Raw genomic sequence first — 15,442 nt, forward strand, 5'->3', positions numbered from 1 at the left:
GCGGCGGCTCGCGACGGGCTCGACGGGTTATCCGCGCTGGATGCCGGAGGTGTCCTGGAGGACGCCACGGCGGCCGTCCTGCGTCTGGGCGATCAGGCCCTGGCCGCGCTGCTCGACGGCCAGGTACCAGGTACCGGGGGCCAGTTCGGCGATCGGCGTCGGCGAACCGTCCTCCGCGAACAGCGGACGCGGCACCGGCACGGCGAACCAGAACGGGGAGAAGTCGGCGGCCGGGGCCTGCGCCTGCTGCTGACCGGCTCCCGCGCCCGCACCGGCACCCGCACCGGCGCCGAAGGGCTGACCGGCCTGCGGCTGGCTGCCGTACGGCTGCTGCGGCGCGCCGGCGCCCGGGTAGCCGTAGCCGCCCTGGGGCTGGCCACCGGGGTAGGGCTGGCCGCCGTAGGGCTGCGGGGCGGGCGGCTTGGGGGCGCCGACCAGGGCGCCCTTCAGGGCCGGGACCAGCGGGGTGGCGACGGCGGCAGCCGCCATGACGACCGTGGCGACGAGGGAGAGGATCAGACCGGTGCCGGCGTCCGGGCCCGAACTGGCGCTTTCACCGACGTTGTTGGCGCCGCCCGCCGGGTCGAAGATGTTGCCGAGCGCGCTCCAGGCGGCGAAGACGGTGAAGGCGACACCGAACTGGCCGAGGTCGATGCCCGCGACCTTGGGCACCTGCGGCAGACCGTGCGACACCACGACGAGCGCGGCGCCGATGAGACCGGCGAGGACGACGCCCAGCAGGACCGGTCCACTGGCCCAGGCGCTCGGCATGTCGAGGCCCGTGGCACCGTCGACGGAGTAGATGTCGAGGAACGACGCGATGAACAGCAACACCGCTGCTCCGATCACCACGCCGTCGCCTCGAGTGAGGGAGCGGATATTCACTTCAGGTCCTCAGGTCCTTCGTAGGTCGTGTCGTCGTCAATCGATCGTTCGTAGGGGCACGACATTATCGTCCGTCCGAGCGGGCTGTCCGCCGGGATGCACGCGTTGATCACGAACCGCGCAGGAAACTCACGATTCCTTCAGAGATCCCTTGGGCGGCTTTCTCCCGCCAGGTCCCGCTGGTCAGCAGGGCCGCGTCCGCGCTGTCGCGCATGTTGCCGCACTCGATGAACACCTTCGGAACCGTTGACAGATTGAGACCGCCGAGATCCGTACGGGTGTCGAGACCGGTGCCGCCGCCGATGTAGTTGGAGGGCGCGGAGCCGGTCTCGCGGACGAACCCGTCCTTGATGTCCTGCCCGAGCAGCTTGGAGGAGGCGACGATCGGCCGGGTGTCGGCGTCCCCTTCGTGCACGGCCCCCGGCAGGATCACATGGAACCCCCGATTACCGGCCGAACTCCCATCCGCATGGATGGATACGACGGCATCGGCGCGCGCGGCGTTCCCGATCCGGGCCCGCTCGTCGACGCAGGGCCCGAAGGCCAGGTCGCCGTCCTGCGTGAACTTCACGGTGGCGCCCTGCTGTTCGAGCACCGTCCGCAGCCGCCGCGCGACATCGAGGGTGAACTCGGCTTCCGTGTAACCGCTGTTGGTGGCGGTACCGGTGGTGTCGCACTCCTTGGAGTTCGTACCGATGTCCACCTTGCGGTTGATCTCGGCGGTGTGCTTGAAGTTCCCGGGATTGTGCCCGGGATCGACGACGACGACCTTGCCCGCGAGGGGGCCGGCGGATTCGCTTTCGCTGGGGACGCTGATGCCGGGCGTCCCGATCGGCGAGAGGGGCTCGTAGTCACCGCTGGACAGCACATCCCCCTTCCCGTCACCGCCGTCATCGGCGACGGCCCCCCAGACGAACCACCCGCCCGCCCCACCCAGCACCAGCACGGCGAGGGCGACGGCCAGGGGACGGCGCACGAAGGAACGAGGGGGCTGGGGCGGCTCGAAGCCGGGGCCTGCGTAGGACACGTCTGCGACTCTAACCGGCCCTCAGACCCCGCCCCCCGTTCGTCGCAGTACGCGCAGCGAGCGGGTCGCGGAGACCTCCGTGAAGGCGCCGGAGGCCAGGGCGCGGAGGTAGATCCGGTACGGGGCCTGGCCGGTGAACTCGTCCTCGGGGTCGGGGAAGACGTCGTGGATGAGGAGCAGTCCGCCCTCGGCGACATGCGGGGCCCAGCCCTCGTAGTCGGCGGTGGCGTGCTCGTCGGTGTGCCCGCCGTCGATGAAGACGAGGCCGAGCGGGGAGTTCCATACCCGCGCCACCTGCGGCGACCGCCCGACGACCGCGATCACGTGGTCCTCCAGACCGGCCTGGTACAGGGCCCGTCGGAACAGCGGAAGCGTGTCCATGACCTTGAGCTCCGGGTCGACCGTGTCGGGGTCGTGGTACTCCCACCCCGGCTGCTGCTCCTCACTGCCCCGATGATGATCGACGGTGACAGCGCCGACCCCGGCGGCACGGGCCGCATCGGCGAGCAGAATGGTGGAACGCCCGCAGTACGTCCCGACTTCGAGCAACGGCAGCCCGAGCGCCCCCGCCTCAACGGCGGCCGAGTACAGCGCGAGCCCCTCATCCACGGGCATGAACCCCTTGGCCCCTTCGAACGCGGCCAGGATCTCGGGCTTGGGCGCCGGGGGCATGGGGGGTCCCTTCGGTCGTACGAGCGTGCGGGCCCCCCATGCTGCCGTACAACCCGGGCGACGAAACGACGGGGGGTGCGTGGACAGGGGCGCGGGGAACTGCGCGACCAGCTCCCACGGGCCCGCAGCCAACACACAACCCCGCCCCGCCCCTCGCTCGCGCGGAGCGCTTACGCGCTGACGGTCTCCCCGGGCAAGGAAAGGTCCAAGTCAACCGCCCCCACCCCACCCGCATGCGTCGCAGACGATGCATGCGGCCCATACCCAGAAGCCCGCGCGGCCAGCACATACGCCCCCTGAGCAGGAACAGCGAGCGCATAGCTACCGTCCTCCGCCGACAAGGTGGCGCCGGCCTGCCGCCCACGCCGGTCGATCAACGTGACCTTGGCCCGCGCGACCGGAACGCCGTCCGCCCCCAGAACCCGCCCACGGAACCCGGCGCCGAGCGCCGCGTCCGCGCGCCCAAGCGCAGCGTCTTCTTCGCTGCTGGCCCGCAGCTGCAGCCCGCTCACCGGCCGCCGCCCCGGCAGGAACAGCGCCAGCACCAGCCCGATGGCCACAGCCCCCGTAGCGATCAGGAACGAGACGCGGAACCCGTGCATCGTGGGGATCGCGACCCCGCCCACATGGTTCGCGGTGTTGGCGAGCACCATGCCGATGACGGCGCTGGACACGGACGTACCGATGGACCGCATGAGGGTGTTCAGGCCGTTGGCCGCGCCGGTCTCGGAGGCCGGGACCGCGCCGACGATCAGGGCGGGGAGGGAGGAGTAGGCGAGTCCGATACCGGCGCCCAGAATCACCGCGATGACGAGGGACTGCCAGGCCGCGCTCATCAGGCCGAGGCCGGCGCCGTAGCCGATCGCGATGATCAGCAGGCCGAGGATCAGGGTGACCTTGGGCCCGTACTTGGCGGACAACCGCGCGTAGACAGGGGCCGTGAACATCATCGTCAGGCCGAGCGGCGCCACGATCAGGCCCGCCATGACCATCGACTGGCCGAGGCCGTAGCCGGTGGAGGTGGGCAGCTGGAGGAGCTGGGGCAGGACGAGCGAGACGACGTAGAAGGAGACGCCGACCATGATCGAGGCGAGGTTCGTGAACAGCACCGCCGGGCGGGCCGTGGTCCGCAGGTCCACCAGCGGGGCCTTCAGCCGCAGCTCCAGTACGCCCCACAGGAGGAGTACGAGGGCGGACGCGCCGAACAGGCCGAGCGTGGTGCCGGAGGTCCAGCCCCAGTCGCTGCCCTTGGTGATGGGAAGGAGGAAGAGGACGAGACCGACGGAGAGTCCGATGGCGCCGAGCACGTCGAAGGTGCCCTCGGCGCGCATCCGGGACTCCGGTACGACGAACAGGGTGAGGGCGATGGCGAGAGCGCCGAGGCCGGCGGCCCCGTAGAAGAGGGCGTGCCAGTCGGAGTTCTGGGCGATCAGCGCGGCGAGGGGGAGCGCGAGGCCGCCGCCGACGCCTATGGAGGAGCTCATCAGGGCCATCGCCGAGAGGAGCTTCTCGCGGGGCAGCATGTCGCGCATCAGACCGATGCCGAGGGGGATGGCGCCCATGGCGAAGCCCTGGAGGGTCCGGCCCACGATCATGGTCAGCAGGTCGCTGGTGAGCGCGCTGACCAGGGCGCCGACCACCATCACGGAGAGGCTGGCGATCAGCAGGCGCCGCTTGCCGTACAGGTCACCGAGCCGGCCCATGATCGGCGTGGCCACGGCTCCGGAGAGGAGCGTCGAGGTCAGCACCCAGGTGGCGTTGCTGGGCGAGGTGCTCAGCAGTTGGGGCAGGTCCTTGATGACGGGAACGAGCAGGGTCTGCATGACCGCGACAACAATGCCCGCGAAGGCGAGCACCGGGACTATGGCCCCGCCCGTTCTGCCGGTGTCACCGGTTTCCCCGGTGGGCCGGTCGGTCGTCGTGTGCGTCATGGGGTGGGGCCTCCAGGCAGGGCGGTGATCGTGGCGTTTCGCCGTGGGGACGGGGTACGTGTGAGATGAACCTGTGTGCCTGGGCAACTATTCCGATGTTTTGGCGTACTAACTAGTTCTTGCTGGTTCTTGACCTGCTCATGGGTATCGCCGTGGCGTGCGTGCCGGGGGAGGGGGCTACAGCCACCCCTGCTGGCGCGCCTCCCGTACCGCCGCCATCCGGTTGCGGGTGCCCGTCTTGCCGATCGCGGCCGAGAGGTGGTTGCGGACCGTCGACTCCGAGAGGTGGAGTCTGGCGGCGATGTCGGCGACCGGCGCGCCGTCCGCCGAAGCCTTGAGGACGTCGCCCTCGCGGGCCGTGAGCGGGTTGGGGCCGGCGCTGAGCGCGGCGGCGGCGAGGGCGGGGTCGATGACCGTCTCGCCGGTCAGTACGCGGCGGATCGACGCCGCCAGCTCCTCCACGGGGCCGTCCTTGACGAGGAAACCGGCGGCGCCCGCCTCCATGGCCCGGCGCAGATAGCCGGGGCGGCCGAAGGTGGTCAGGATCAGTACGCGGCAGTCCGGGGCCTCGTCGCGGAGCCGGGCGGCGGCGTCCAGGCCGCTCATGCCGGGCAGTTCGATGTCGAGTAGCGCCACGTCCGGGCGGTGCAGGAGGGCCGCGTCGACGATCGCGTCCCCGGCCCCGACCTGGGCGACGACCTCGATGTCCGGCTCCATCCCGAGCAGCAGGGCGAGAGCGCCTCGCATCATTCCCTGGTCCTCGGCGAGCAGGACTCTGACGGACTTCGCGGGACGGTGGTCCCGGGGCATCTCGTTCACGGGTTAAGGGTAGGGCGGGGGTGGGGGCTGAGCTGGGAGGGAGGCGGCGACTCCTGCATCTCCGTGGCAAGCTCCGAGGGCACCTCTGCGGGAACTTCTCCGGGAACTTCTGCGGGCACCTCTGTGGGGGGTTCCGTGGGTGACTCCGTGGGGAGTTCGGCCGTCACCAGGAAGCCGCCCCGGGGTGTCGGGCCCGCCTCCAGTGAGCCGCCCGCCGCCGCCAGGCGTTCCTTGAGGCCCTTCAGTCCGGTGCCGCCGACACCCGGACGTGTGGACCCTTCGGGCGGCTGTACGCCGGTGCCGTCGTCCGCGATGCTCAGGCGCACCCGTTCGCCCGTGCCCTCCACCCTGATCTCGCAGCGGGCGGCGCCGCTGTGCCGTACGACGTTCGTGATCGCCTCCCGTACCACCCAGCCCAGGAGTGCCTCGGCCGACGCGGGCAGGGGTGGGCCCGAGCGGTGGATCACCGGGGTGATGTCCGCCGCGGTCAGGACCGAGTCCGCGCGGTCCAGTTCCGTGGCCAGGCTGCCCTGCCGGTAGCCCGTCACCGCCTCGCGGATCTCCGTCAGGGCCTGGCGGCCCACCGACTCGATGTCCGTGATCTGGAGCAGGGCCGCGTCCATGTTCCGGGGCGCGAGGCGTCGGGCGGCCTCGGACTTCACCACGATCACCGACAGGGTGTGGCCCAGCAGGTCGTGCAGGTCGCGGGAGAACCGCAGCCGTTCCTCCTCGACCGCGCGGCGCGCCAACTCCTCACGTGCTGACCGCAGTTCACGTACCGCCTCGGTCAGGGACAGGATCGCCGCCGTCACCATCGTCGACAGGAACGTCCCGTACGCGACGTTCAGCGCGTCCCAGCCGTCCCGCACCGCGGAGACGGCCGCCGCGAGGGCGGTGAGCGCGAGTCCGGCGCGGCCCAGCCACGGGCCCCGCATCGCCGCGCCCGTGGCCAGCCCGAGCAGCGGGAAGAAGTACAGCCAGCTGCCGCCGTACACGATCGCCAGCGCGCAGGTCACCACGCCCATCAGGGCCAGCGCGACCCGCGTCGACCTGGCGTCCCGCTTCTCCTTCACGAAGGCGCGGAACGTGACGTAGACGTAGAGGGAGTTGAACGTGAGCAGGCCCAGGGCGCCGATCCAGGGCAGCGGGGTGCGGCCCTGGAGGAGGTTGGAGAAGGAGCCCAGGCCCATCAGCAGCCAGGGCAGCAGGGCGAAGCCGGTCGGCGGCGGGCCCGGGTTCTCCGGCTCCGCCTGTCGGCGCGTCCGTCGGTGCGTTTTCCTGGCCCGCCACTCGCCGGCCTGCCGGACGGCCCCTCGCATCCTGAACATGGACAACAGCGTACGAAGCGATCGTCGCCCCGGGCAGATGCCGATGTACGGACTCCGGCAGGACAAATGTCCCGGTCCCGTGAATCATGCACACAGCTGACGGGGTGTCAGGAGCCTTCACAACTCAGGACCGCTCGGCTATACAACAGAAGGCGCCGGACTGGAACGCGTTCTAGAACGGCCCGTATCGACCTCGGTGCGGCCGACGGTGCGGACGACCGTACCGAGGTCTCAGTTCCGCGAGATGTTCGTACTGCTGCGATGTCCGTTCCGCCAGTTGATCAGGAGTCCCATGCCCATTGACGCCGCCAAGGCCGTCGCCGCCGAACCCCGGTCCGCAGAGATCGCCTGGGGCCGCAAGGACGTCCAGCTCTACCACCTCGGCATCGGCGCCGGCGTCCCCGCGACCGACCCCGGCGAACTCCGCTACACCCTCGAATCCCGGCTGCACGTCCTGCCCAGCTTCGCCACCGTCGCCGGCAACGACTCCCCGGACGTCATCAGCGGCCTATCGATGCCCGGCGTCGACGTCGACCTCGCCCACGTCCTGCACGGCGGCCAGAGCATCGAGGTCCACCGCCCGATCCCGGTCGAGGGCAGGGCGCTCGCCACCGGGAGCATCGCCGCCGTGTACGACAAGGGCAGCGCCGCGATCCTCGTCATGCGCACCGAAGTCGCCGACGCCGACGGTCCGTTGTGGACGAGCGACGCGCAGATCTTCGTACGCGGGGAGGGCGGCTGGGGCGGCGACCGGGGGCCCTCGAACCGGCTTCCGGTGCCCGACGGTGAGCCCGCGAAGGTCGTCGAGCGGACCGTCCGGGAGGACCAGGCGCTGCTCTACCGGCTCTCCGGCGACTGGAACCCCCTGCATGCCGACCCCGAGTTCGCCGCCCGCGCCGGGTTCGAACGGCCGATCCTGCACGGGCTGTGCACGTACGGCATGACCCTCAAGGCGGTCGTCGACACGGTGCTCGGCGGGGACGTCGGCCGGGTCCGCGCGTACCGCACCCGCTTCGCCGGGGTCGTGTTCCCCGGCGAAACCCTGCGCATCCGGATGTGGACGCCCGAACCGGACCGCGTCCAGGTGTCGGTCACCGCCGTCGAACGGGACGACGCGCCGGTACTGGCCGACACCGTCGTCGAACACTCCGCATGAGCTGTACGTCAGTGGGTCGTACGTCCATGAACCGCACGTCCATGAACCACACGTCCGTGAGTCGTACGCCCGTGAGTTGAGCCGAGCACATTCCTGAGGGGAGCCGCATCATGCGCGCAGCCGTACTGCACGAGATCGGGCAGGACAAGCTCGATGTCCTCGACGACGTCGAGGCCGTGGGCTTCGGTCCCGGCAAGGTGAGGATCCGGGTACGGGCCACCGGGCTGTGCCACTCGGACCTCTCCGCGATGAACGGCGTACTGCCACAGCCCGCGCCCTTCGTCCCCGGCCACGAGGGCGCCGGCGAGATCCTCGAAGTCGGGGACGGCGTCGGGCACTTGAAGGCCGGTGACCGGGTCGTCGTGTGCTGGCTGCCCGCCTGCGGGGCGTGTCCCGCCTGCAAGCGCGGGCAGAGCGAACTGTGTCTCTCCGGGTTCATGAACGCCGGCACCCCCAACTTCCGTCGCCCCGGCGGCGATGTCTTCGGCATGGCGGGCACCGGAACCTTCACCGAGGAGGTCGTCGTCGACGCCGGCTGTGCCGTCCCCATCCCCGACGACGTGCCCTTCGACATCGCCGCCCTCATCGGCTGCGGGGTGACCACCGGACTCGGCGCCGCCATCAACACCGCGAATGTGGCGGCCGGTTCGTCGGTCGCCGTCATCGGCTGCGGAGGCGTCGGCATCTCCGCGATACAGGGCGCCCGGCTCCAGGGCGCCGCCGAGATCGTCGCCGTCGACCCGGTCGTCTCGCGCCGGGAGTCCGCGCTCAAGTTCGGTGCCACGAAAGCCGTTTCGCCGGACGAGCTGGCCGACGCCAAGCAACAGGTCACCGGCGGCGAGGGGTTCGACTACGTCTTCGAGGTCGTCGGCCGCTCCGCCACCGCCCGCACCGCCTACGACACCACCCGGCGCGGCGGCACCATGGTCGTCGTCGGTGCGGGCGCCATGGACGACAACCTCCAACTCAACATGTTCGAGCTGTTCTTCGACGAGAAGCGCATCCTGCCGTCCATGTACGGCGGCGGCGACGTCCTGCGGTCCTACGAGCGCACGATCGCCCTCTGGCGCGCCGGACGCGTCGACCTCGAAGGCCTCATCACCCACCGCGTACCGCTCTCCGGCATCAACGAGGCCCTCGACCAGATGCGTACGGGAACCGCGCTGCGTACGTGCATCGAGATCTGACACCTGAGAGCTGAAGGCGGAGGGGTGAGGATGTCACTGCCACTTGAGGGGCTCGCCGCGATCGTCACGGGCGCGGGGCGCGGTCTCGGCCGGGTCGAGGCGCTGGAGCTGGCCCGGCTCGGCGCGGCCGTCGTCGTCAACGACTACGGGCAGCCCGGCCGGGACGGCTCCGGAGAGGCGTCCGCCACCCCCGCCGAGGAGGTCGCCGCCGAGATCCGCACGGCGGGCGGCACGGCGGTCGCCCACACCGGAGACGTCGCCGACCACCAACAGGCCCGTGAACTCGTCGAGTTGGCGATCGCCGAGTTCGGCAAGCTGGACGTCCTCGTCAACAACGCGGGCATCCTGCGCGACCGCATGGTCTTCTCCATGACGGAGGAGGAGTGGGACTCCGTCATACGAGTTCACCTCAAGGGCCACTTCAACACGACCCACTTCGCCGCCGCGTATTGGCGCGAACGGTCCAAAGCGAGCGGTGCTCCGGTGTACGGGCGGATCGTGAACACGTCCTCGGAGGCGTTCCTCGCCGGTTCGGCGGGACAGCCCAACTACGCCGCCGCGAAAGGCGGAATCGTCGGGCTGACCACCTCCACGGCCCTCGCCCTCGCCAAGTACGGCGTCACGGCGAACGCGATCTGCCCCCGCGCCAGGACCCGTATGACCGAGGACGTCTTCCAGGGCTTCGAGCAGCCGGACGGCGGCCACAGTGGCCTGGACCCCCTCGCCCCCGAGCATGTCGCCCCGCTCGTCGGCTACTTGGCCTCGCCCGCCGCCGAACACGTCAACGGACAGCTGCTCGTCGTCCACGGCGGAATGGTCGCCGTCGTCGAACGCCCGCGGGTGGCCGCCAAGTTCGACAGCAAGCAGGACACCTTCACCTACGACGAACTGGACGCGCTCCTCACCCCGCACTACGCGCAGCGGCCCACGGGGGAGACGTTCGCGGCGGCGGAGGTGCTCGGACTCAAACGCGGGCAGTAAACGCGGGCAGTAGCAAGCGACTTACGGAAACGGCAACGGCTCCGCCCATACGAGAAGGGCGGAGCCGTGTACAGCTTGTGTACCGTCGCTCGACGTACCGTCAGGCCCTGTTCTCGGCCTGCTCGGACGGCTTGCGGTGACGGCCGTTCGGGGTCGCCTCGTCGTTCTGGACCGAGACCGGTCCCCGGTGTTTGCCGTGGCCCGTACTCTCGTGGGCGTCGGCGGACATCGGCTGCTTGTTGCTTGCGTCGTTCATCGGAATGGTTCACCCCGTCAACATGATCTTTCTAACAGCCGGACGATCTTAACCGGCGCGCCTCGGGGTGACACGAGCCGCACACGCCGACCGGAACTAGTTTGTTACAAGCTTCGTCACTTCGTTACCGGGCTTCTCGGCCTTCGTCACGAGCCGCGCCAGCGGAGCCTGTTGCAGCGGCACCGGCCGAGCCACCACGACGGGCGTCGGAGCACTCTCCTCCGGACCCGGCGTCGCCTCCCCTTCCGCCTCCTCCTCCGGCTCTTCGGCCCGCACCCGGGCCACTCCGCACGGCACCTCCCCCGTCGCGTACGGCAGTTGAAGCTCCCCGTCCCTGCTCCACAGCCCAACTCCCCGCAGCCACCCCTCCGGTGCCGGAAAGTGCCGCACCTGCCGCCCGGCGGGCCGCCACACCCCGACCCAGCTCCCCGCCGAACCGTCGATCCGCAGCGCCACCCCACACCCCTCCGGCGTCAGCACCTGCCCCGGCTGGATCGCGAACGGAGTCAGCGCGCACCCCTCGACCCGCAGACACTCCGGGAACCGCACCGGCAGGGTGCTGCCGAGCACTCCCCAGCCCAGCCGTTCCGGCCCGCCGGGCGAGGGCGCGTCCGAGCCGATCAGCAGCAGCCCGCTGTCCGCGTCCGCGAGCAGTAGCCGGTCGTTGCTCTCCGCCGAGATCTGGAGCAGCGGTGACACCTCGCCGTGGCGCTCCAGATCGACCACGACCGCCTTCGTCCGCCCCGCGACCTCCCGGTCCAGGGCGAGCAGCCGGCCCGTACGGTCCAGCCAGACCCCGCCCGAGCAGCGCCCGGGGACCTCCGTGACGTACTCGGGCCCGAAGGCGCCGCCCGCCACCAGCCACACCGTCGTCGAACGCCGGCCCAGGGCGAGGGCGTACGCGCGGTCGCCGCCCGGCGCCGGGGGCAGCAGCCGCAGCGGGGTGCCGGCGTCGGGGCACTCGACCGCGCCGAGGGGGAGTTCGCCGGTGCCGGGGCCGGTCGGGTAGAGCAGCGCGAAGGTGTGCCGGCCGTCGACGAGGCGGTGGATGAGGACCCGCCCGTCGCCCATCGGCAGCACCTGCGTGCCGGGCTCCTCCGGCTGGTTGCCGGGCAGTGGTACGGCGTACGGCTCGGGTCCGTCGAGTGTCCAGCGCTCCGGGAACCAGGAGTCGCCGCTCCGCGCGAGCCGGGCCGCGTAGGCACCGTCCGCAGTGATCACGCACTCCGCCCCCGGGGACAACCCGTCCTCCGTGCCGGGTTCGATCGCACAGGCTGTCATCGATCGGTCACCTCCAGCGACGAAGCTAGTTTTCGCACGCACGGGCGTGGGACCGGGCGGCTCCCACTTCACACATAAGGGTGGCCAAGGAACGATTCGCCTGAGGAAACCGTGACGCGTGTGCTGGCCGGGACCGGGGACGGCGGTGGGGCGGCAGTGGGGACGGCGGTGGGGTGACAGTGAGGACGGCGGTGGGGACGGCGGTGGGGACGGCGGTGGGGCGGGCGTACCGGTTCAGCCGTACAGACCAGCCAGGTAGCCTTGCGTTCGTGCCCCGTCTGTCTGAAGTCATCGCCGCCCTCGACGCCCTCTGGCCCGCCGAGCGGGCCGAGTCCTGGGACGCGGTCGGCACCGTCGTGGGCGACCCCGACCAGGAGGTCTCGCGGGTCCTGTTCGCGGTGGACCCCGTCCAGGACATCGTCGACGAGGCGGTGAAGCTGGGCGCGGACCTGCTGGTCACCCACCACCCGCTCTACCTCCGAGGTACGACCACGGTCGCGGCGGACACCTTCAAGGGCCGGGTCGTGCACACCCTCATCAAGCACGACATCGCCCTCCACGTCGCCCACACCAACGCCGACCGCGCCGACCCGGGAGTCAGCGACGCCCTCGCCGGCGCCCTCGGCCTGCGGGTCGTACGTCCGCTCGTACCGGACTCCTCCGACCCGGCAGGCCGGCGCGGCCTCGGCCGGGTCTGCGAGCTGGACCACCCGCTGACCGTCCGCGAGTTGGCCGCACGCGCCGCCGAACGGCTGCCCGCGACCGCGCAGGGCATCCGGGTCGCCGGCGACCCCGAGGCGCTCGTCCGCACGGTCGCCGTCAGCGGCGGCTCCGGCGACAGCCTCTTCGACGACGTACGCGCGGCCGGCGTCGACGCCTTCCTCACCGCGGACCTGCGCCACCACCCCGTGTCGGAGGCACGCGCCCACAGCGCCCATGGCAGTGGCGCCGACGGCACCCACAAGCCCCTCGCGCTGCTCGACGCCGCGCACTGGGCCACCGAGTGGCCCTGGTGCGAGCTGGCCGCCGCCCAGCTCGACGAGATCTCCGACCGGAACGGATGGGGCCTTCGCGTCCACGTCTCCGCCACGGTCACCGACCCCTGGACCGCCCACGCGGCGTCCACCACCACCTCTGAAGCACTGGGAGCCCCCAACTGAACGCCGCGCCCGCCGACCAGATCCGACTTCTCGACGTCCAGGCCCTCGACGTACGCCTCCAGCAGCTCACGCACAAGCGCAAGTCGCTGCCCGAGCACGCCGAGATCGAGTCGCTGACCAAGGACCTCACGCAGCTGCGCGACCTGCTGGTGGCCGCGACGACCGAGGAGAGCGACTGCGCCCGCGAGCAGACCAAGGCCGAGCAGGACGTGGACCAGGTGCGCCAGCGCGCCACCCGCGACCAGCAGCGCCTGGACTCCGGTGCCGTCAGCTCGTCCAAGGACCTGGAGAACCTCCAGCGCGAGATCGTCTCCCTCGCCAAGCGGCAGGGCGACCTGGAGGATGTCGTCCTGGAGGTCATGGAGCGCCGCGAGTCCGCGCAGGAGCGCGTCGCCGAGCTGACCGAGCGCGTCGGCGCCGTCCAGGGCAAGATCGACGACGCGACCGCCCGGCGCGAGGCGGCCTACGAGTCCCTCGCCGGCGAGGTGGGCACGGCGACGAAGGAGCGCGAGGTCATCGCGGGTGTGGTGCCCGACGACCTCCTCAAGCTGTACGACAAGCTGCGCTCGCAGCAGGGCGGGGTCGGCGCCGCCCGTCTCTACCAGCGCCGCTGCGAGGGCTGCCGCCTGGAGCTGAACATCACCGAGGTCAACGAGGTGAAGGCGGCGGCTCCGGACGCCGTACTGCGCTGCGAGAACTGCCGTCGCATCCTGGTGCGCACGTCGGAGTCAGGTCTGTAGCAGTTCTGTTCTGCTGGATGAGCAAGGAGCTTGTGGCGTGCGGGAGTTCATCGTCGAGGCGGACGGCGGTTCCCGGGGCAACCCGGGGCCCGCGGGCTACGGTTCCGTCGTCATCGACGCGGCCACGGGCGAGACGCTGGCGGAGGTGGCCGAGTACATCGGCGTCGCCACGAACAACGTCGCCGAGTACCGCGGCCTGGTGGCCGGCCTGCGCGCGGCCCGCGAACTGGACTCCACGGCCAAGATCCACGTCCGGATGGACTCCAAGCTGGTCGTCGAGCAGATGTCGGGCCGCTGGAAGATCAAGCACCCGGACATGAAGCCGCTGGCCGCGGAGGCGGCGCGGGTGTTCCCGGCGGCCGGGCAGGTGACGTACGAGTGGATCCCGAGGGAGCAGAACAAGCACGCGGACCGCTTGGCGAACGAGGCGATGGACGCGGGCAAGCGGGGCGAGCAGTGGTCGGCGGCGGATTCGACGGCGGAACTTCGCAGCGCAGGCTCAGGCGTCCCACCTAAGGGGCGCGGGGCTGTGACACATGCGGCTCCGCCGCGCGGGCGCGACCAGCCCCCACTGACCGCAACTGTGACGACCACCGCTGACGCGAAAGCCGAAGCCGACGCCCGCGCCGCACGCAACGTAGCCACCCCCAGCACAGGTTGGGCCCCGGCGGACATGGGCGCCCCCGCCACCTTCGTACTCCTCCGCCACGGCGAGACCCCCCTCACCCCCCAGAAGCGCTTCTCGGGCAGCGGCGGCACGGACCCGTCCCTCTCGGACGTGGGCCGGGACCAGGCCGAGCGGGTGGCGGAGTCCCTGGCCAGGCGCGGCACGATCGAGGCGATCATCGCGTCCCCCCTGACCCGCACCCGTGAGACCGCCGCCGCTGTGGCGACCCGCCTGGGCCTCGACGTGACGATCGACGACGGGCTGCGCGAGACGGACTTCGGTGCGTGGGAGGGCCTGACGTTCGGCGAGGTGCGCGAGCGCTACCCGGACGACATGAACGCCTGGCTGGCCTCCCCGAAGGCCGAACCGACGGGCGGCGGCGAGAGCTTCGCGGCGACCGCACGCCGACTGGCCGTCACCCGCGACAAGCTGATCGCGGCCCACGCGGGCCGTACGGTCCTGCTGGTCACCCACGTGACCCCCATCAAGACCCTCATCCGCCTCGCGCTTGGCGCCCCGCCCGAGTCCCTGTTCCGCATGGAACTCTCGGCGGCCTCACTGTCGGCAGTGGCGTACTACGCGGACGGCAATGCGAGCGTACGGCTGTTCAACGACACGTCTCACCTGCGCTGAGGCGCCGCGCTGCTTACTTGAGGGCGGACGCCTCGCGGGCGAGCGCCTCGACCCGGTCCCAGTCGCGCGCGGCGATGGCATCCGCCGGAAGCATCCAACTCCCGCCCACACAGGCGACGTTGGGCAGCGCGAGATACTCGGGGGCGTTCGCGGGACCGATCCCCCCGGTCGGACAGAACCGGGCCTGGGGGAGCGGCCCGGCCAGAGCCTTCAGATAGGCGGCCCCGCCCGCAGCCTCGGCCGGGAAGAACTTCATCTCCCGCACCCCACGCTCCAACAGCGCCACGACCTCCGACGTCGTCGACACCCCCGGCAGGAACGGCACCCCGGACGCCCGCATCGACTCCAGCAGTACGTCGGTCCAGCCCGGGCTGACCAGGAAACGCGCCCCGGCGGCCAGCGCATCGGACACCTGCACGGGCGAGACGACGGTACCGACACCGACCACCGCGTCCGGGACCCCGTCGGCGATGGCCCGAATGGCATCGAGCGCGACGGGGGTACGAAGAGTGACCTCAATGGCCGACAGCCCCCCAGCGACGAGCGCCCGGGCCAGCGGCACGGCATCGACCAGCTCCTCAACGACGACCACGGGGATGACAGGGGCGAGGTCGAGGACGGAGGGGACGAGGGAAGCGGGCATGCGCGCCATCCTGCCCGCAGTTTGCAGCACACGCAAAGAACGTTGCACATGCTGCAATAGGGCGCGGCTATCGGCC

At 71.2% G+C, this 15,442-nt stretch carries 15 protein-coding genes; 6 read left to right on the plus strand and 9 right to left on the minus strand.

Annotated features, from left to right (window positions below; translation table 11 throughout):
- Positions 1-27 precede the first annotated feature (27 nt).
- From ACWDR4_RS00500 to ACWDR4_RS00525, 6 genes are all read right to left on the minus strand, one after another.
- Entirely contained in the window at positions 28-885 is an 858-nt protein-coding gene (locus ACWDR4_RS00500) for a hypothetical protein (protein WP_450402018.1), read from the minus strand.
- Between the two features lie 109 nt (positions 886-994).
- Positions 995-1,912: an N-acetylmuramoyl-L-alanine amidase gene (locus ACWDR4_RS00505; protein WP_450402021.1), complete on the minus strand. Its 918-nt coding sequence runs from the start codon at positions 1,910-1,912 to the stop codon at positions 995-997.
- A 21-nt stretch (positions 1,913-1,933) separates the two neighbouring features.
- Positions 1,934-2,584 carry a class I SAM-dependent methyltransferase gene (locus tag ACWDR4_RS00510; protein ID WP_450402024.1) on the minus strand — a complete coding sequence of 217 codons (651 nt, stop codon included), beginning with the start codon at positions 2,582-2,584 and terminating at the stop codon, positions 1,934-1,936.
- A gap of 170 nt (positions 2,585-2,754) precedes the next feature.
- Entirely contained in the window at positions 2,755-4,515 is a 1,761-nt protein-coding gene (locus ACWDR4_RS00515) for an MFS transporter (protein WP_450402026.1), read from the minus strand.
- 177 nt (positions 4,516-4,692) lie between these two features.
- On the minus strand, positions 4,693-5,325 hold the full coding sequence (locus ACWDR4_RS00520; protein ID WP_450402503.1) for a response regulator: 633 nt from the start codon (positions 5,323-5,325) through the stop codon (positions 4,693-4,695).
- A gap of 5 nt (positions 5,326-5,330) precedes the next feature.
- Complete coding sequence (locus ACWDR4_RS00525; protein ID WP_450402505.1) at positions 5,331-6,653, minus strand: sensor histidine kinase; 1,323 nt, start codon at positions 6,651-6,653, stop codon at positions 5,331-5,333.
- Positions 6,654-6,954: 301 nt separating this feature from the next.
- Here ACWDR4_RS00525 and ACWDR4_RS00530 point away from each other — a divergent pair, with 301 nt between their 5' ends.
- The 3 genes from ACWDR4_RS00530 (at position 6,955) to ACWDR4_RS00540 (ending at position 9,986) form a co-directional block, all read left to right on the plus strand.
- Positions 6,955-7,818, plus strand: coding sequence for a MaoC/PaaZ C-terminal domain-containing protein (locus tag ACWDR4_RS00530; RefSeq protein ID WP_450402029.1), 864 nt, complete (start codon positions 6,955-6,957; stop codon positions 7,816-7,818).
- Positions 7,819-7,928: 110 nt separating this feature from the next.
- Positions 7,929-9,005, plus strand: coding sequence for a Zn-dependent alcohol dehydrogenase (locus ACWDR4_RS00535; RefSeq protein WP_450402032.1), 1,077 nt, complete (start codon positions 7,929-7,931; stop codon positions 9,003-9,005).
- 30 nt (positions 9,006-9,035) lie between these two features.
- Positions 9,036-9,986, plus strand: coding sequence for a 3-oxoacyl-ACP reductase (locus tag ACWDR4_RS00540; RefSeq protein ID WP_450402035.1), 951 nt, complete (start codon positions 9,036-9,038; stop codon positions 9,984-9,986).
- Between the two features lie 100 nt (positions 9,987-10,086).
- Here the strand turns inward: ACWDR4_RS00540 and ACWDR4_RS00545 are convergent, their stop codons facing one another.
- A complete protein-coding gene (locus tag ACWDR4_RS00545) occupies positions 10,087-10,242 on the minus strand; it encodes a hypothetical protein (RefSeq protein WP_450402038.1) in 156 nt (51 codons plus the stop codon).
- 96 nt (positions 10,243-10,338) lie between these two features.
- On the minus strand, positions 10,339-11,523 hold the full coding sequence (locus tag ACWDR4_RS00550; protein ID WP_450402041.1) for a hypothetical protein: 1,185 nt from the start codon (positions 11,521-11,523) through the stop codon (positions 10,339-10,341).
- A gap of 269 nt (positions 11,524-11,792) precedes the next feature.
- On the opposite strand from ACWDR4_RS00550, the gene ACWDR4_RS00555 reads away from it, so the two are divergent.
- From ACWDR4_RS00555 to ACWDR4_RS00565, 3 genes are read left to right on the plus strand one after another with little or no spacing between them, the layout of a single operon-like run.
- Positions 11,793-12,683: a Nif3-like dinuclear metal center hexameric protein gene (locus tag ACWDR4_RS00555; protein WP_450402043.1), complete on the plus strand. Its 891-nt coding sequence runs from the start codon at positions 11,793-11,795 to the stop codon at positions 12,681-12,683.
- Positions 12,680-13,423, plus strand: a complete 744-nt coding sequence (locus tag ACWDR4_RS00560; RefSeq protein ID WP_450402507.1) for a zinc ribbon domain-containing protein — start codon at positions 12,680-12,682, stop codon at positions 13,421-13,423. The genes ACWDR4_RS00555 and ACWDR4_RS00560 overlap by 4 nt, the downstream gene beginning before the upstream one ends.
- 37 nt (positions 13,424-13,460) lie before the next feature.
- Complete coding sequence (locus ACWDR4_RS00565; RefSeq protein ID WP_450402045.1) at positions 13,461-14,723, plus strand: bifunctional RNase H/acid phosphatase; 1,263 nt, start codon at positions 13,461-13,463, stop codon at positions 14,721-14,723.
- Positions 14,724-14,736: 13 nt separating this feature from the next.
- Here the strand turns inward: ACWDR4_RS00565 and eda are convergent, their stop codons facing one another.
- Entirely contained in the window at positions 14,737-15,366 is a 630-nt protein-coding gene (gene eda, locus ACWDR4_RS00570; RefSeq protein WP_450402048.1) for a bifunctional 4-hydroxy-2-oxoglutarate aldolase/2-dehydro-3-deoxy-phosphogluconate aldolase, read from the minus strand.
- Positions 15,367-15,442 lie beyond the last annotated feature (76 nt).

Source organism: Streptomyces sp. NPDC000878 (genome assembly GCF_053599695.1).

What these genes read in the sequence shown, in the direction of transcription:
- ACWDR4_RS00510 (WP_450402024.1), bottom strand. Translation starts at nt 2,584, where the DNA reads ATGCCCCCGGCGCCCAAGCCCGAGATCCTGGCCGCGTTCGAAGGGGCC.
- ACWDR4_RS00515 (WP_450402026.1), bottom strand. Translation starts at nt 4,515, where the DNA reads ATGACGCACACGACGACCGACCGGCCCACCGGGGAAACCGGTGACACC.
- ACWDR4_RS00520 (WP_450402503.1), bottom strand. Translation starts at nt 5,325, where the DNA reads ATGCCCCGGGACCACCGTCCCGCGAAGTCCGTCAGAGTCCTGCTCGCC.
- ACWDR4_RS00525 (WP_450402505.1), bottom strand. Translation starts at nt 6,653, where the DNA reads ATGCGAGGGGCCGTCCGGCAGGCCGGCGAGTGGCGGGCCAGGAAAACG.
- ACWDR4_RS00530 (WP_450402029.1), top strand. Translation starts at nt 6,955, where the DNA reads ATGCCCATTGACGCCGCCAAGGCCGTCGCCGCCGAACCCCGGTCCGCA.
- ACWDR4_RS00535 (WP_450402032.1), top strand. Translation starts at nt 7,929, where the DNA reads ATGCGCGCAGCCGTACTGCACGAGATCGGGCAGGACAAGCTCGATGTC.
- ACWDR4_RS00540 (WP_450402035.1), top strand. Translation starts at nt 9,036, where the DNA reads ATGTCACTGCCACTTGAGGGGCTCGCCGCGATCGTCACGGGCGCGGGG.
- ACWDR4_RS00545 (WP_450402038.1), bottom strand. Translation starts at nt 10,242, where the DNA reads ATGAACGACGCAAGCAACAAGCAGCCGATGTCCGCCGACGCCCACGAG.
- ACWDR4_RS00550 (WP_450402041.1), bottom strand. Translation starts at nt 11,523, where the DNA reads ATGACAGCCTGTGCGATCGAACCCGGCACGGAGGACGGGTTGTCCCCG.
- eda (WP_450402048.1), bottom strand. Translation starts at nt 15,366, where the DNA reads ATGCCCGCTTCCCTCGTCCCCTCCGTCCTCGACCTCGCCCCTGTCATC.